Genomic DNA, 16,777 nt, shown 5'->3' on the forward strand with positions numbered 1-16,777 from the left:
ACGACCTGCTGAGACAGCAACTGTCGTAAGGAATTGAGTTATGCGTCATCGCTATAGTGGCCGTAAATTCAGCCGTACCAGTGCCCATCGCAAGGCCATGTTCAAGAACATGACTGCGTCACTGGTAGAACACGAACTGATCAAAACCACACTGCCGAAAGCCAAGGAGCTGCGCCGCGTTGCCGAGCCGCTGATTACCCTGGCCAAGAAGGACAGTGTTGCCAACCGTCGCCTGGCTTTTGCCCGTATCCGTGACAAGGATGCGGTAAAGAAGCTGTTCGACGAGCTGGGTCCGCGCTATGAGGCGCGTCCAGGTGGCTACATTCGCATCCTGAAGTGCGGCTTCCGCGCCGGCGACAAGGCCCCCATGGCCTACGTCGAGCTGGTCGACCGCCCGCAGGTTGACGAGGACAGCGCCGAGGCGGCCGAGGCCTGAGCCAACGCCGTTGTCGGAAAAGCCGGTCACTGACCGGCTTTTTTTTCGCCTGTTTGACGTATAATTGCCCGGTCGGCGCCCCGGCGCGCCATCACAGTCTCCGGAGTTTCCCCCATGGACCTGCAGCAATTGCTGGACAACCTGAACCCGCAGATCGTCGGTAGCCTGAAGCGGGCTGTCGAGCTGGGAAAATGGCCCAATGGTGCGGCCCTGACCAGCGAACAGAAGATGCTGTGCGCCGAGGCGGTCAGGGCCTGGGAGCTGCGCAACCTGCCCCGCGACGCCCATGTGGGCTATGTCCCGCCCAAGAACACCGCCTGTGGTGACCGGGAAGAAGAGCAACCGCTGAACTGGCGCTGAGCCGGCCACGCCTCACCGCCTCTCCCGTACCGTTACTGCAAATGACCTCCCGGGCACCGGGACGAACCCCCGGTGCCCGTTACCTTTCCCGCCCCTCATCCTTTGCAGCCGGCCGTACCGCTACGCCGGGCCGGTTCTTTGCCCCAGTCCTGGGGCGGCACGCCAACGACGTAATTCAGCCTGTGCCTGCCGGTTTACCCCCGCCTGAAAGTCGGGGAGACTTGCGTGATAAGTAATATAAAAGGGATGTAGCATGCAGCTTGCGCAAAGGCTTTCCGCCGCGGTCTGCCTACTTGTGGGCGGGGCCCTGGCGATCGGTTACCTCAGCCTCCCGCCTTCGACAGCCAGCCAGCTTCGGCAATATGATTTCAGCGCCGCCGCGCGCAACTTCGACGTGGAGATCATCCGCGACGACTGGGGTGTGCCGCATATCTACGGTGAAAGCGACACGGACGTGGCTTTCGGCCTCGCCTACGCCCACGCCGAGGACGATTTCGCCACCATCCAGGACGTGATCCTGGCGACCCGGGGCAAGCTGGCGGCGGAGAATGGCATGCGGGCCGCCAAAACCGATTACCTGGCGCAGTGGATGGGGATCTGGCCTGCCATCGAGCAGGGCTACAGGAAGCTGCCGCAACATACCCGGGCGGTGGCCGAGGCCTATGCCACCGGGCTGAATCTCTACGCTGCCCGCAATCCCGGGGACGTTTCGCGTTACCTGCTACCGGTAACCGGCGAAGACCTTGTTGCCGGTTTCACGTTCAAGGCCCCGATGTTCTACGGCTTCGACAGGGTGCTGGGAGAGCTGCTCGACCCGGACGCGGTGCACGAAGTGGCGAAGTCCGGCCAGGATGCTCTCGCCTGGGTGCCGGAGCGGAGATTGCCGACTGGAAGCCAGGGTATCGCGGTGGCCCCGCATCGCTCCGGCGACGGCGCCACCCGCCTGCTGGTCAATTCCCACCAGCCACTCACCGGCCCAGTAGCCTGGTACGAGGCCCGCCTGCACTCGAGCGAGGGCTGGAACATGGCCGGTGCCACCTTTCCCGGCGCGCCGGTAATCATCCACGGCCACAACGAATACCTCGGGTGGGCCAACACGGTCAACAAGCCGGACCTGGCCGATATCTATCGCCTCACTATCAACCCGGACAATCCGGACCAGTATCTGCTGGACGGCGAATGGCGAACCTTTGCAACGCGCGAGGCGCATATCACCGTAAAACTGTGGGGGCCCCTGCACTGGACGGTGACCAGGCCGATCAGGATCGCAGCACACGGCCCGGTGATGGAAACGGAGCATGGCACCTACGCCGTGCGCTGGGCCGGTATGGGGGAAATACGCACGCTCGGTTTCATGCTCGCCCTCAACAAGGCGAAGAGTCGCGAGGAGTTCGAGGCTGCCCTGAAGATGCAGGCCATGCCGAGCATCAACTATGTTTACGCCGACCGGGAAGGCAATATCGCCCACTATTACAATGCCATGTTTCCCCGGCGGATCGAGGGCTGGGATTGGCAAAAGTACCTGCCGGGAGACCGTTCCGACCTGATCTGGGATGGTTACAGGGATTTCGCCATGATGCCGAAAACCGTCAATCCCGATAGCGGGCTGGTGTTCAATGCGAACAACCCTCCCTTTCAGTCCACCGATGGTAATGACGCGCCCCGGGCCGGCGATTACCCCGGGTCCATGGGCATAGAGTCCCACTTGACCAATCGCGCCCTGCAGATAGAAACCCTGTACGGTAGCCGGGACAAGATCTCTCCGGCTGACTTCGAACAGCTGAAATATGATCACCACTATCATCCGGACGCGTTTCAGGCCCGGGCGCTGCGTCGGTGGCTGGCCAGCGAAAAGCCCGCCGACTTCCAGCGCGAGCCCTATCGCTCGGCACTGGCTGCCCTGGGCCAATGGGACCTTTCCACCGCCCGCGACAACCGCGAGGCGGCCCTCGCCGTCCTGACATTGCAACCTGTACAGGACGCTGCGGGGGAGCGGGTGCCCGACAGCGCAATTGACCGGGCATTCCGCGAGGCGGTGGACGAGCTGGTTGCGAGCCACGGTAGTGCCACAGTTCCCTACGGCCAGGTCAATCGCCATGTCCGCGGCACACAGGACTGGCCGCTCGACGGTGGCCCCGACACGCTGCGCGCGGTATACGGAGGGCCATTGAACAGCGACGGACGGCTGGAGAACCATGCCGGGGACAGTTACATCATGTTTGCGGAATGGGACGCCGAGGGGCGCGTGCACTCCCGGGCGGTGCACAACTTTGGCGCCGCGACACTGGACGATACGTCGCCGCACTTCGCGGACCAGGCGCCGCTGTTTGCCGCGGAAAAGCTGCGGCCAGTGTACTTTTACCGGGAGGCACTGGAATCACATGTCTCGCGCCGCTATCGCCCGGCACAGCAGCCATAAATGGGCCAGGTGGGGCGACGCAGGCGGGTTCCGCCCGGCGGCTGGTCGGGGAATTACAGCAGCCCGAACGCCGACATCAGGCTGCGCCCGCCGAGCATGACCGTCACCAGCAGCACCAGCAGCCCGGCCAGGTTTTGCCAGGGGGAGTTGCGGTATTCCCCCAGCCTGGAGGTATTCATTTCCCACAACAGGAAGGCGGTAATAACCGGCAGCAGCAGACCATTGGCAACCTGCGCGAACCAGATCACTTTCACCGGCTTCAGTTCCAGCGCGGCCACGCCCGTGCCGGTAACCAGCACCGCAACCCAGATAGCGCGAAACGCATTCGAGCGCAGGTCCGGGCGCAGGCCCAGGATGCCGCACAGCGCATAGGCGGCCGCCAGCGGCGCAGTCAGTGCCGAGGAAATCCCTGCGGCAAAGAGCCCGATGCCCATCAGGGTGGTGGCCAGGTCGCCGAACAGGGGCCGCATGGTTGCCGCGATATCGCCGGCCCCCTGCAGCTCGAGCTGGTGGCGGAAGAAGGCCGCGGCGGCGGTGCCAACGATGGCGATAGAAATCAGTCCGCCCAGCGGAATGGAGAAAAGCAGGTCGCCGCGCGCGAGCGGCAGCTCCCGCGCATCCCGCCATTTCTGGCTGGCGCTGGAGCTGTGCAGGAAGAGGTTGTAGGGCACCACGGTGGTACCGATCAGGGCGATTACGGTGAGCGCCGCCCCCTCAGGTATACGCGGTACCAGTAATCCCTGCAGGAAGCCGCCGATATCGGGCCGGCTGATGGCAAAGGTGGCCAGGAACGCGAGGCTCATCAGGCCTACCAGGGCCACGAGCGATTTCTCGATCAGGCGGTAACTGCCACTCCACAGCAAGACAAAGGCGAGCAGCGCGATCACCACCGCCCAGGGGTTGAAACCCCATCCGGGCAGGCCGGCATTGCCGGCAAGCGCGCGAATTCCCAGGCTGGCCCCGGCGATATTGCCCCCCTGGTAGGCGGCGTTCCCGACCAGGATGGCGCTGGCCACCAGGGTGATGGCGGCGAAGCGGGCCAGCGGCTGCTGGAAGGTCTCGCGGATATTTTCCCCCAGCCCCCGCTGGGTGACGACGCCGAGTCGAGCGGCCATCTCCTGCAGCACCACGCTGGCAATGACGGCAAATAGCAGGGCCCACAAGAGGGCGTAGCCGAAGCGGGCGCCCGCCAGGCTGGCGGTGACCACGGTGCCGGGGCCGATGAAGGCGGCCGCCACCATGGCGGCGGGGCCGATGTTCAGGTGCTTGCTGATTTTCATTATTTTTATGTTCTGTGTTTATCTGGCGTAGAGGTGCAGCCCCGTTTCCTCCGGGGTCAAATCGACTTCCCGCTCGAACCGCATGCCCAGTTTTTCCAGCACCCGGGCAGAGCCGGTATTTTCCGGTTGGACCAACCCCACAATCCGCCGCAGGCCCATCTCCCCGCGACCGCAGGCCATCACAGCCTGCGCCGATTCGGTGGCCAGTCCGCGCCCCCAGTATGCCGGCGGGAAGCGGTAGCCGATATCCACCTCATCGATTTCCGGTACAAACTTGAGGCCACAGAAGCCAATCAGGTTGCCCGTGGCTTTCTCGATACAGGCCAGGCGGCCGAAGCCCCGCTCGCGGTAATCACGCAACGGCTTGTTTTTCAGGGCCTCGGTGGCCTCGGCCATTGAGCTGAACGGCGCCTGGCCGGTGTAGCGGACCACCTCGGGGTGCGCGCTGAGGGCATAGAAGTCCGGTGCATCGTCCAGCGTGAATTTTCGCAGCAGCAGTCGGGCTGTTTCTATCACCGCTAATGGCCCCGTTACTGCAGCATCGGCTTCAGGAAGCGACCGGTATGGGATACCTCCATCTCCGCCACCTCCTCCGGGCTGCCGGTGGCGATGATCTGGCCGCCGCCAGAACCGCCCTCGGGGCCCAGGTCCACAATCCAGTCGGCGGTCTTGATGACATCCAGGTTGTGCTCGATTACCACCACCGTGTTGCCGTGGTCCCGCAGCCGGTGCAGGACGTCCAGCAGCAGCTGGATATCGGCAAAGTGCAGGCCGGTGGTGGGCTCGTCGAGGATATACAGGGTCTGGCCGGTATCCCGCTTGGACAGCTCGCGTGACAGCTTCACCCGCTGCGCCTCCCCGCCGGACAGGGTGGTGGCGGCCTGGCCCAGCTTGATATAGGAGAGGCCCACGTCCATCAGGGTCTGGAGTTTCTTGGCGATGGCCGGTACCGGGTCGAAGAATTCCCGCGCTTCCTCCACGGTCATTTCCAGTACCTCGTTGATGTTCTTGCCCTTGTAATGCACCTCGAGGGTCTCGCGGTTATAGCGCTTGCCCTTGCAGGTGTCACAGGGCACGTAGATATCCGGCAGGAAGTGCATCTCCACCTTGATCACGCCGTCGCCCTGGCAGGCCTCGCAGCGCCCGCCCTTGACGTTGAAGCTGAAGCGGCCCGGCTTGTAGCCGCGCGAACGCGCCTCCTGGGTGCCGGCAAACAATTCGCGGATAGGGGTGAAAATCCCGGTATAGGTGGCGGGGTTGGAGCGCGGCGTGCGGCCGATGGGGCTCTGGTCGATATCCACGCACTTGTCGAAATGCTCCAGGCCGTGCACCGTCCTGTATGGGGAGGCCTTGAGCGTGGTGGCCTTGTTCAGCGCCGTCGCCGCCAGTGGATACAGGGTGGTATTGATCAGGGTCGACTTGCCCGAGCCGGAAACCCCGGTCACGCAGGTGAACAGGCCCACCGGGATTTCCAGGTCCACATCCTGCAGGTTGTTGCCGGTGGCGCCCTCGATACGCAGCAGGTAGTCCGGGTTGGGCAGATAGCGCTCCTCCGGCACAGCAATCTTTTTGGTGCCGGACAGGTACTGGCCGGTAAGTGAGCGCTCGCAGGCGGTGATGGCCTCGGCCGGGCCGGCGGCCACCACCTCGCCGCCGTGCACGCCGGCACCCGGGCCGATATCGACGATGAAGTCGGCACTGCGGATGGCATCCTCGTCGTGCTCCACCACGATCACGGTGTTGCCCAGGTCGCGCAGGTGGGTGAGGGTGGCCAGCAGGCGCTCGTTGTCGCGCTGGTGGAGGCCGATGGACGGCTCGTCGAGGATGTACATTACGCCCACAAGGCCGGCGCCGATCTGGCTGGCGAGGCGGATCCGCTGCGCCTCGCCGCCGGACAGGGTCTCGGCGCTGCGGTTCAGCGTCAGGTAGTTGAGCCCCACATCCACGAGGAAGCGGAAGCGGTCGCGCAGTTCCTTGAGGATTTTGTCGGCAATCTCTTTCTGGGCGCCGCGGAAATGCAGCTGGTGGGCGAAGTAGTCGAAGGCCTCGCCCACCGGCAGCGCGGTGATCTGGGCCAGGGTCCGGTCGTCCACAAACACGTTGCGCGCCTCGCGGCGCAGGCGCGTGCCCTTGCACTCCGGGCAGTTCTGGGTGCTCAGGTACTTGGCCAGCTCGTCGCGCACCGACTGCGAGTCGGTGTCCCGGTAGCGGCGCTGGAAGTTGGGGATGATGCCCTCGAAGGTGTGGCGGCGCACGGTGACGTCACCGCGGTCGTTGACATAACTGAAGTCGATCACCTCGTCGCCGCTGCCGTAGAGGATCACCTCGCGATGGGCCTTGCGCAGCTTGTTCCACGGCTTGTCGAGGTCGAACCCGTAGTGCTCGGCCAGGGAGTCGAGCATATGGTAGTAATAGATGTTGCGGCGGTCCCAGCCGCGGATAGCGCCCTCGGAGATACTGCTCTCCGCGTCCAGGATCACTTTCTCCTCGTCGAAGAACTGCTTCACGCCCAGCCCGTCACAGCTGGGGCAGGCTCCGGCCGGGTTGTTGAAGGAGAACAGCCGCGGCTCCAGCTCGTTTAGTGAGTAGTCGCATACCGGGCAGGCGTGGCGGGCGGAGAACAGGCGGTCCTCGTCGTCGCCCTCCATGAAACTGATGGAGGCGATGCCCTCGGTCAGCTGCAGCGCGGTCTCGAATGACTCGGACAGGCGCAGCTGCAGGTCGTCGCGCACCTTGAAGCGGTCCACCACCACCTCGATGGTGTGCTTGCGGCGCTTGTCCAGCTTGGGGGTGTCGTCCAGGTCGCAGACCAGGCCGTCAATGCGCGCGCGCACAAAACCGTCGCGGCGCAGGCGCTCGAACACATGCAGGTGCTCACCCTTGCGGTCGCGGACCACCGGTGCCAGCAACATGACCTTGGTACCCTCCGGCAGGGCCAGTACCTGGTCCACCATCTGGCTGACGGTCTGTGCCTGCAGCGGTGCGCCGTGGTCGGGACAGCGGGGCTCGCCCACGCGGGCAAACAGCAGGCGCAGGTAGTCGTAGATCTCGGTAATGGTGCCCACGGTTGAGCGCGGGTTGTGGGAAGTGGATTTCTGCTCGATGGAGATGGCCGGGGACAGCCCCTCCACCGTGTCCACATCGGGCTTTTCCATCATCGACAGGAACTGGCGGGCGTAGGTGGACAGCGACTCCACGTAGCGACGCTGCCCTTCGGCGTATAGCGTGTCGAATGCGAGCGACGACTTGCCGGAACCGGAGAGGCCGGTGATCACGATCAGCTTGTCGCGGGGAATGTCCAGGTCGACATTCTTCAGGTTGTGGGTGCGCGCACCCCGTACATAAATCGTATCCACGCTGTGTCCTGTGGTTTGGCCGGAAAACAGGCAAGTATAATCTGCCAGGTACTTGTGCCAAAATCCCCGGCCGAATCAACGAATGCAACGGAAAACAATGATCCCTGTCATCCTCTGTGGCGGCACCGGCTCGCGTCTGTGGCCGCTGTCCCGCGAAGCCTACCCGAAACAGTTCCTGCCCCTGGCGGGCAGTGAGACCATGCTGCAGGCCACGGCACAGCGCCTTGACGGGCTGGCCGGGGTGGCCCCGCCGATCCTGGTCTGTAACGAAGAACACCGTTTCGCTGCCGCGGAGCAGCTGCAGGAGATCGGGCAGGCAGCGCAGACGATTCTGCTCGAACCGTGCGCCCGTAACACGGCCCCGGCGATTGCGCTCGCGGCCCTGGCCGCCTGCGAACAGGGCCAGGATCCACTGTTGCTGGTATTGCCGGCGGATCATGTCGTGGCCGACGTGGCAGGCTTTCAGGATGCGGTCGCCGATGCCGCGGAGCTGGCGGAACAGGGGCACCTGGTCACCTTCGGTATCGTGCCGACATCGGCGGAGACCGGCTATGGTTACATCCGCCGCGGTGAGGAGCTGTGGCAGGGCGCCTGGAAAGTTGCCGAATTCGTGGAGAAGCCGGACGCGGCCACTGCCGAGGCCTATGTGGCCAGCGGCGACTACAGCTGGAACAGCGGTATGTTCCTGTTCCGCGCCTCGCGCTTCCTCGAAGAGCTGGGCCAGCACCGCCCCGATATCCTCGATGCCTGCCGCGCGGCATACGGCGGCGCTGGGCGCGACCTGGATTTTACCCGGGTCGATGCCGGGGCCTTCGCCGGCTGTGCCAGCGAGTCGGTCGACTACGCCGTCATGGAGAAAACCGAGGCGGCCGCGGTGGTACCCATGTCGGCCGGCTGGAGCGATGTGGGTTCCTGGTCCGCCCTGTGGGAGCTGGCTGACAAGGATGCCAACGACAATATGCTGCAGGGCGACGTCCTGGCCGAGAGCTCCTCGGGCTGCCTGGTGCGGGCGGATGGCCGGCTGGTCAGCCTACTGGGGGTGCGCGACCTGATAGTGGTCGACACCGACGACGCAGTGCTCATCGCCGACAAGGGTCGCGTGCAGGAGGTCAAGAAACTGGTGGGGCGGCTGCAGGAGAGGGGCCGCGGCGAGGCCAGGGCCCACCGCAAGGTTTACCGGCCCTGGGGCTACTACGACTCTATCGATGCCGGGCCGCGTTTCCAGGTCAAGCGTATCGTGGTCAAGCCGGGCCGGCAGCTGTCGCTGCAGATGCACCACCATCGCGCCGAGCACTGGATCGTGGTGCGCGGCACTGCCCGCGTCACCCGGGGCGAGGAAGAGCTGCTGATTTCAGAAAATGAATCCACCTATATTCCCCTGGGCGTCACTCACCGGCTGGAAAACCCCGGCTCTATCCCCCTCGAGCTGATAGAAGTGCAGTCGGGCAGCTACCTGGGCGAGGACGATATTGTGCGGTTCGAGGACCAGTACGGACGCAACTGATCCCCTTCCTGCTGTCACACAACCCGGTCGTCGAAGCGCGACGGCCGGGTTCCGCTTCCCCACCGCCCCCCCTGCGCTGTTACAATGCGCGCCCATAATTTCTGTGCGCCCGGATCGCCCCATGGACCCCACTGAAAGACGAGCCCTGTCGGGACTCGCCTCCTTGTACATATTCCGCATGCTCGGCTTGTTTATGGTGCTGCCGGTGCTGTCTGTGTACGGGGTCGAGTATCGCCACAGTACGCCGTTCCTGCTGGGGATCGCGCTGGGGGCCTACGGCCTCAGCCAGGCACTGCTGCAGATCCCCCTGGGCATGCTGTCGGATCGCTGGGGCCGCAAGCCGGTGATTTTTCTCGGCCTCGGCGTCTTTGCCCTGGGCAGCGCAGTAGCCGCGCAGACCGATTCAGTCTACGGGCTGATCGCCGGACGGGTACTGCAGGGCTGCGGTGCCATCGCTGCGGCCACCATGGCGCTGATGGCGGACCTGACCCGCGACGAGAACCGTGGCAAGGCGATGGCGGCCATCGGCGCAGCTATCGGCCTTTCGTTCATGCTGGCGATGTTGCTGGGGCCGCTCCTTGCCGGTGTCGGCGGCCTCGCGGCCATCTTCTGGCTGACCGCCGGGCTGGCCCTGCTGGGTATGCTGATGCTGTGGCGCCTGGTGCCGACGCCGGCAGAGCCGGCGCGTCCGGCGGTGCACAACCGCGAGTTCCGCCGGCTGGTCGGCGATACCGGCACCTGGCGGCTGGTGGCCGGGGTATTCTTTTCCCACCTGCTGCTTACGGCGCTGTTCGTGCCCCTGCCGCTGGTGATGGTGCGGGAGCTGGGCATGCCGGGCGCCGAGCACTGGAAGGTGTATGGCCCCCTGATGCTGGGCAGCTTCCTGCTGATGTTGCCGCTGATGCGCTGGGCGGAGAGGCGCGACCGGGTGTCGCGGGCGATGGCGCTGGCGCTTCCCGGTCTCGCCTGCGGCAGCGCCGCCCTGGTGTTGCCGGTGGGCGAGGTGGGATTGCTGGCCCTGCTGGCAGTGTTCTTTATCGCGTTCAACCTGCTCGAGGCGCTGTTGCCGGCGCAGCTGACCCGCTCAGCCCCGGCGCGGGCTCGCGGCGCCGCCAGCGGCCTGTATGCCACCCTGCAATTCCTCGGTGCCTTTGCCGGGGGCAGCCTGGGGGGGTACCTGTACGGCGCAGGCGGTGCCGGCGGGGTCGCCGCCCTGGGCGCGGCGGTGGTGGTGGCCTGGGGCCTGCTGTGGTGGCTCCTGCAGGGGCGGGCGCTGCCGGCCTCGCGCTAGGCCCCCGGCAGCTACTGTTGTATGCTGCTGGATAAAAATACACTGGTTGCGCGGGGCGGCCATCCGTTGCGCCCTGGTGGCGCCGGGCAGTGAGCTGGGACAAGCTAAAAAATTTTTGATTATTTGACGATTGCCGCCCGGGAAATGCCGGGCGAAACAGGAGAGGGCCATGGCCAAGGGTATCAACAAAGTAATTCTGATCGGCAACCTGGGGGCAGACCCGGAGACCCGCTATATGCCGAGTGGCGGTGCGGTCACCAATGTCAACCTGGCGACTTCCGAGACCTGGAAAGACAAGCAGACCGGCCAGCAGCAGGAGCGCACCGAGTGGCACCGGGTGGTGTTCTTCAACCGCCTGGCAGAGATCGCCGGTGAATACCTGCGCAAGGGCTCCAAGGTTTATATCGAGGGCTCCCTGCGCACCCGCAAGTGGCAGGACAAGAATACCGGCCAGGACCGCTATACCACCGAAATCGTCGCGAACGAGATGCAGATGCTGGACGGCCGTGGCGACCAGGGTGGCTATGGCCAGGGTATGGGCGGCCAGGGCATGGGCAACCAGGGCGGTTACGGCCAGCAGAACCAGGGTGGCGGTTTCCAGCAGGGGGGCGATCCCTATGCCCAGGGCAACCAGGGGCGTTCCGCACCCTCGTCGATGGCGCCGTCCAGCCAGCAGCCGGCCCAGCAGCCTTCAAGCCCGGCTCCGGCGGGTGGATTCGACAACAGTTTCGATGACGATATTCCCTTCTGATCCGAGAGCCCTGCGTGCCTGACTATCACACGGGTTACCAGCCGGACTCGGTTGCGGTTATCGGTGCCGGGAACTTCATCGACGGGCCGCTGCAGAAACGCCTGCAGCGGGTCGGTTTCCGCGTACAGCTGCTCGCACCTTCTGAGCTCGACCAGCTGCGCACCGGCGCCATCGTGATCAATGCAGCCTGCTGTGCCGGCAGTGATACCGCGGCGCAGGCCCTCCAGGTCTGTCGGGACCTGGCCGCTCGCGACGATTACAGCCACCTGGTGCATATTTCCTCTTATCAGGTATTCGCCGGCGGAGCGCGCAAGCGCTACGACGAGGACGACGAGCCCAATGCCGATTCGGACACTGGCCGGCACTGGCTGGCCTGCGAGGAGGCCCTGGCAGGCTGCAGGAACCTTACCATCCTGCGCTTTGGCTGGATGGTGGATCGCAGCGAGAATGCCCTTCTGGCGCGCGTACTGCGGGCCCTGCTCAGTCAACAGTCCATTGCGGTGGACGACGAGAGCCGCGGCAGCCCGGTAACCGTCGCCGATATGGTGCGGGTGATGGTGGCGGTGGTGCAGCAGCTGGCCAGCGGGGCCCCGCCGGCCGGTACCTACCATTACGGTGCCGCCGACAGCTGCACGGCACTGGAGTTTGCCCGGGAGGCAATTGAACGGGCCCAGTCCTTTCTCGATGAGGGCAGCCCGGTGGAGCCCGAGCCCCTGCCGGAACCCAGTGGCAACCGCAGTGCGGTGCTGGCCTCTGGCAAGTTGCGGGATGTGTTCGGGATCCAGCAGCGCAGCTGGCGCCAGGGGCTCACCCGCCAGGTGGAACTCTGGCTGGAGCGCCTGGGCAATGGACAGTGAGGCGATAGCGCCAGCCAGCCTGCCGGGCGGGCAACCAAAAAAGGGCGATCCGGTGGATCGCCCTTTTTTGTGGCCGCCGGAGCGGGGTGAACTGCTTTGGTCTCAGACCTTGTCGAACATCAGGCTGGCGTTGGTGCCGCCGAAGCCGAAGCTGTTGGACAGTACGCGCTGCAAGCCGGTATTGCGCAGTTCCGTGACCAGATCCATGCCCTCGGCCTGTTCATCGCGGTTCTCCACGTTGGCGGAAGCGGCGATAAAGTCGTTCTGCATCATCAGCAGGCAGTAGATCGCCTCCTGGACTCCGGCAGCACCGAGGGAGTGGCCGGTCAGGGACTTGGTGGAGGAGAAGGCCGGTACGGATTCCCCGAATACTTCGCGCATGGCCCTCAGTTCGGCGACGTCACCGACCGGGGTGGAGGTGCCGTGGGTATTGATGTAGTCGACCTTGCCCTCCAGCCCCTTGCCGTCCATGCCGCCCAGCGCCTGCTGCATGCAGCGCACCGCGCCCTCGCCGCTGGGGGCGACCATGTCATAGCCATCGGAGGTGGCGCCGTAGCCGGTCAGCTCCGCGTAGATGGTGGCACCGCGAGCCTTCGCATGTTCCATCTCCTCGAGCACCAGGCAGCCGCCGCCGCCGGCGATCACGAAACCATCGCGATCGGCATCATAGGGGCGCGACGCACGCTCGGGAGTGTCGTTGTACTTGCTGGAAAGGGCGCCCATGGCGTCAAACAGGTGAGTCAGGCTCCAGGCGAGTTCCTCGCCCCCACCGGCGAAGACGATGTCCTGCTTGCCCATCTGGATCAGTTCAGCGCCGTTGCCGATGCAGTGCGCACTGGTGGCACAGGCCGAGGAGATGCTGTAGTTGACACCCTTGATCTTGAAGGGGGTCGCCAGGCAGGCGGACACCGTGCTGCCCATCACCTGTGGCACGCGGAATGCTCCGACCCGGCGCACCCCTTTCTCCTTGAGGGTCTGCGCCGCGTCGATAATCGCGGCCGTGGAGGTGCCGCCGGAGCCCATTACGATACCGGTGCGCGGGTTGGAAATATCCTTGTCCTCGAGGCCCGAGGTGCGGATCGCCTCCTGCATGGCGATGTAGGCGTAGGCCGCCGAGTCGCCCATGAAGCGCAGGTGCTTGCGGTCGATATGATCCTTGAAGTCGATATCCACCGGCCCGGCTACCTGGCTGCGCAGCCCCAGTTCACGGTATTCCTCGTTGGCACGGATGCCGCTGCGGCCCGCCTTCAGTGAGGCGGTTACTGACTCGAGATCAGTCCCGATGCAGGAAGTGATGCCCAGTCCGGTGATGGCTACCCGTCGCATAAGTGGTCTCCAGTAATACTTTCCGGCAGTGTACGCTGTTATCGGTGTCCGGTTTGGTCCTGGCCGGACTTAAAAATTGTCCGTGCGGGTAAACAGCCCGACCCGAAGGTCCTTGGCAGTGTAGATCTGCCGGCCGTCCACAGATACGGAACCGTCGCCAATACCCATCACGAGCTTGCGCTCCACCAGGCGGCTCAGCTCGATATGGTAAGTGACTTTCTTGGCGGTCGGCAGGATCTGGCCGGTAAACTTCACCTCGCCACAACCCAGTGCGCGGCCCCGGCCGGGATTGCCTTTCCAGGCGAGGAAATAGCCCAGCAGCTGCCACATTGCATCCAGGCCGAGGCATCCCGGCATAACGGGATCGCCGGGGAAGTGGCAGTCAAAAAACCACAGGTCGGGCTGGATATCGAGTTCGGCGATCAGCTCGCCCTTGCCGTAGGCACCGCCGTCCTTGGAGATATGCGTGATGCGATCGAGCATCAGCATGTTGGGAGCGGGCAGTTGTGCGTTGCCCGGGCCGAACATCTCCCCGCGGGAGCAGGCCAGCAATTCTTCGCGGGAATAGCTGCTTTTCTGAACGAAGTTACTCATTTGGTCCCCGTGTTTGGGTGTTCACGCCACTCGGAGTGAGCGTTTTTGCAAGAGCGGGCATTCTAAAGTCTGGGGACAGGTTGTCCAGTCAGTCAGTGGTCTTTTTGTGACCATCGCTCGAGTTGCTGACTAGATTGCAGGGGGCGAACGCCGCAAATGCCCGGCCCTGCGGTGCCCGGGGCAGTCTCACGGCGGCGGTTGGCGAGTGAAGTGTGTAACCATAATATGGTAACTTGCCCCCCCGCGCGGGGACGCGAGTGAGAGCAAGCACATCTTTGGGGTCAGATAGTTGGGGTCAGGATGCTGAAAAAATGTCTCTTCCCGGTGGCCGGTTACGGCACCCGGTTTCTGCCGGCCACCAAGGCAATGCCCAAGGAGATGCTGCCCCTGGTCAACAAGCCGCTGGTCCAGTACGGCGTGGAAGAGGCGATCGAGGCGGGCCTGACCGAGATCGGTTTTGTGACCGGCAGGGGAAAGCGGGCCATAGAGGATCACTTCGATACCAATTTCGAGCTGGAGCACCAGGTTGCCGGGACTGGCAAGGAGCGCTACCTGGACTCGGTGCGCAACGTGATCGACCGGGCCAGCTTCTCCTATACCCGCCAGGGCGAGATGCGCGGCCTGGGCGATGCCATTCTCCAGGGCGAACGCCTGGTCGGCGATGCAGCATTTGGCGTGGTTCTCGCGGACGACCTGTGCCTGAACGACGACCTCGGTGTGATGGGGCAGATGGTGCAGCTGTACCAGCAGTTTCGCTGCAGCATCATTGCCGTGGAGGAGGTGCCACGGGAACAGATCCACAAGTTCGGCGTGATTGCCGGTAACGAGATCAAGCCCGGCCTGTACCAGGTGACGGATATGGTCGAGAAGCCCGCGGCGGAAGACGCCCCCAGCAACCTGGCCATTATCGGTCGCTATATCCTCACTCCCGATATCTTCGACCGGCTGCGCGAGACACCGCCGGGCAAGAATGGCGAAGTCCAGATCACCGACGCCCTCCTCGCCCAGGCACAGCGCGGCTGTGTGCTCGCCTATCGCTTCAAGGGGCGTCGCTTTGACTGCGGTTCTGTCGACGGGTTCGTCGAGGCAACTAACCACGTATACGAGCACATTTACCTGCCCGCGCAGGAAAATGAGGGGTGATTCCCCCCCAAAGAACAACAAGAGTTAACCAGTAAGAGATTTATCCATGACCGAACTGACCTGCTTCAAGGCTTACGACTTGCGCGGCCGTGTGCCGGATGAGCTTAATACCGATGTGGCTTACCGGGTGGGGCGCGCCTTTGCGCAGTTCCTCGGTGCGCGCCGGGTAGTAGTGGGGCACGATATTCGCCTGACCAGCGGCGAGCTTACCGACGCGCTCACAAACGGCCTGCGCGATGCCGGGGCCGATGTCTTCCATATCGGCGAGTGTGGGACCGAAGAGGTGTACTTCGCCACGTTTCACGGGGACTTCGACGGTGGTATCTGTGTCACCGCCAGCCACAACCCCATGGACTACAACGGCATGAAGTTTGTGCGCTCCGGCAGCCGCCCGATCAGCGGTGACACCGGTCTCAAGGACATCAAGCGGCTGGCCGAGGAAAATGATTTTGCCCCGGCGGGCAGTCGCGGCGAGCTGCAGCGCTACGAGCACCGCGCCGACTTCGTTAAGCACCTGCTGGGCTATGTTGACACCGCTGAGCTCAAGCCGCTCAAGCTGGTGGTCAATGCCGGCAACGGTGGTGCGGGCGCAGTCGTGGATGCCCTGGCCCCTCACCTGCCGTTCGAGTTCGTGCGGGTGCACCACGATCCGGATGGCAACTTCCCCAACGGTATACCGAATCCGCTGTTGCCGGAAAACCGGGAGTCCACATCCCGTGCCGTGAAGGAAAGCGGGGCGGATTTCGGTATCGCCTGGGACGGCGATTTCGATCGCTGTTTCTTCTTTGACGAGAATGGCGAATTCATCGAGGGTTACTACGTGGTGGGCCTGTTGGCGGAAGCCTTCCTCCTGAAAGAGCGTGGGGAGGCTGCCGGCGGCGAGAAGACAAAAATCGTGCACGACCCGCGCCTGACCTGGAATACCGTGGATATCGTGCGGGCAGCCGGTGGCGAACCGGTACAGAGCAAGACCGGCCACGCCTTTATCAAGGAGCGCATGCGCAAGGAAGATGCCGTTTATGGCGGGGAAATGAGTGCGCACCACTATTTCCGCGATTTCGCCTACTGCGACAGTGGCATGATCCCGTGGCTGCTGGTGGCGGAGCTGGTCAGCCGCAGCGGCAAGCCCCTGTCGCAGCTGGTGGGTGAGCGGATGGCCGCCTTCCCCTGCTCCGGCGAGATCAATTCCAGGGTGGACGACCCGGCGGTCCTGCTGGAAGCGGCCGAGGAGAAGTACGCCCCGGGCGCGGAGAGCGTGGAGCACGTGGATGGCCTGAGCGTTGCCTTTGCCGACTGGCGCTTCAACCTGCGCATGTCCAATACCGAGCCGGTGGTGCGGCTGAATGTGGAATCCCGCGGTGACACAGGCCTGATGCAGGAAAAGACCGAAGAACTGTTGCAGCTGATTCGCGGCTGACCTCCCGGTTGCCACAACCGCGGGCGACCATAAAAAAAGCGGC

General features: G+C 64.2%; 14 protein-coding genes. 9 read left to right on the forward strand and 5 right to left on the reverse strand.

Features of this window, described 5'->3' with window-relative positions; genetic code table 11:
* The first annotated feature begins 40 nt into the window (after positions 1-40).
* The 3 genes from rplQ to BLT26_RS15720 all read left to right on the forward strand — a co-directional run bounded on the left by rplQ (position 41) and on the right by BLT26_RS15720 (position 3,215).
* Positions 41-436 (forward strand): 50S ribosomal protein L17, encoded by a 396-nt coding sequence (rplQ, locus tag BLT26_RS15710; protein WP_091516942.1) that lies wholly within the window; start codon positions 41-43, stop codon positions 434-436.
* Between the two features lie 114 nt (positions 437-550).
* Entirely contained in the window at positions 551-796 is a 246-nt protein-coding gene (locus BLT26_RS15715) for a YeaC family protein (protein WP_091516944.1), read from the forward strand.
* 253 nt (positions 797-1,049) lie between these two features.
* Positions 1,050-3,215 carry a penicillin acylase family protein gene (locus BLT26_RS15720; RefSeq protein ID WP_091516947.1) on the forward strand — a complete coding sequence of 722 codons (2,166 nt, stop codon included), beginning with the start codon at positions 1,050-1,052 and terminating at the stop codon, positions 3,213-3,215.
* A gap of 53 nt (positions 3,216-3,268) precedes the next feature.
* Here the strand turns inward: BLT26_RS15720 and BLT26_RS15725 are convergent, their stop codons facing one another.
* The 3 genes from BLT26_RS15725 to uvrA are packed head-to-tail and all read right to left on the reverse strand — an operon-like array spanning position 3,269 to position 7,851.
* The gene (locus tag BLT26_RS15725) at positions 3,269-4,495 is read right to left on the reverse strand and encodes an Nramp family divalent metal transporter (protein ID WP_175453153.1); all 1,227 of its coding nucleotides are present in this window, start codon (positions 4,493-4,495) and stop codon (positions 3,269-3,271) included.
* Between the two features lie 18 nt (positions 4,496-4,513).
* Positions 4,514-5,011 carry a GNAT family N-acetyltransferase gene (locus tag BLT26_RS15730; RefSeq protein WP_175453154.1) on the reverse strand — a complete coding sequence of 166 codons (498 nt, stop codon included), beginning with the start codon at positions 5,009-5,011 and terminating at the stop codon, positions 4,514-4,516.
* A 14-nt stretch (positions 5,012-5,025) separates the two neighbouring features.
* Positions 5,026-7,851, reverse strand: coding sequence for an excinuclease ABC subunit UvrA (uvrA, locus tag BLT26_RS15735; protein ID WP_091516959.1), 2,826 nt, complete (start codon positions 7,849-7,851; stop codon positions 5,026-5,028).
* Between the two features lie 82 nt (positions 7,852-7,933).
* Here uvrA and BLT26_RS15740 point away from each other — a divergent pair, with 82 nt between their 5' ends.
* The 4 genes from BLT26_RS15740 (at position 7,934) to BLT26_RS15755 (ending at position 12,254) form a co-directional block, all read left to right on the forward strand.
* Entirely contained in the window at positions 7,934-9,355 is a 1,422-nt protein-coding gene (locus BLT26_RS15740; RefSeq protein WP_175453155.1) for a mannose-1-phosphate guanylyltransferase/mannose-6-phosphate isomerase, read from the forward strand.
* Between the two features lie 121 nt (positions 9,356-9,476).
* Entirely contained in the window at positions 9,477-10,646 is a 1,170-nt protein-coding gene (locus tag BLT26_RS15745) for an MFS transporter (RefSeq protein ID WP_091516966.1), read from the forward strand.
* A gap of 169 nt (positions 10,647-10,815) precedes the next feature.
* Positions 10,816-11,397, forward strand: a complete 582-nt coding sequence (gene ssb / locus BLT26_RS15750; protein ID WP_091516969.1) for a single-stranded DNA-binding protein — start codon at positions 10,816-10,818, stop codon at positions 11,395-11,397.
* A 14-nt stretch (positions 11,398-11,411) separates the two neighbouring features.
* Positions 11,412-12,254: a sugar nucleotide-binding protein gene (locus BLT26_RS15755; protein ID WP_091516973.1), complete on the forward strand. Its 843-nt coding sequence runs from the start codon at positions 11,412-11,414 to the stop codon at positions 12,252-12,254.
* 102 nt (positions 12,255-12,356) lie between these two features.
* Here BLT26_RS15755 and fabB read toward each other — a convergent pair whose 3' ends face one another.
* The gene (gene fabB / locus BLT26_RS15760; protein WP_091516976.1) at positions 12,357-13,580 is read right to left on the reverse strand and encodes a beta-ketoacyl-ACP synthase I; all 1,224 of its coding nucleotides are present in this window, start codon (positions 13,578-13,580) and stop codon (positions 12,357-12,359) included.
* A 69-nt stretch (positions 13,581-13,649) separates the two neighbouring features.
* Positions 13,650-14,174, reverse strand: a complete 525-nt coding sequence (fabA, locus tag BLT26_RS15765) for a 3-hydroxyacyl-[acyl-carrier-protein] dehydratase FabA (protein WP_091516980.1) — start codon at positions 14,172-14,174, stop codon at positions 13,650-13,652.
* A 300-nt stretch (positions 14,175-14,474) separates the two neighbouring features.
* Between fabA and galU the strand changes: the two genes are divergently transcribed.
* A complete protein-coding gene (gene galU / locus BLT26_RS15770) occupies positions 14,475-15,317 on the forward strand; it encodes a UTP--glucose-1-phosphate uridylyltransferase GalU (protein WP_091516983.1) in 843 nt (280 codons plus the stop codon).
* A 46-nt stretch (positions 15,318-15,363) separates the two neighbouring features.
* Positions 15,364-16,734 carry a phosphohexomutase domain-containing protein gene (locus BLT26_RS15775; protein ID WP_091516986.1) on the forward strand — a complete coding sequence of 457 codons (1,371 nt, stop codon included), beginning with the start codon at positions 15,364-15,366 and terminating at the stop codon, positions 16,732-16,734.
* The last annotated feature ends 43 nt before the right edge of the window (positions 16,735-16,777 follow it).

The sequence above is a fragment of the Microbulbifer yueqingensis genome (assembly GCF_900100355.1).
GTDB classification, from domain to species: domain Bacteria; phylum Pseudomonadota; class Gammaproteobacteria; order Pseudomonadales; family Cellvibrionaceae; genus Microbulbifer; species Microbulbifer yueqingensis.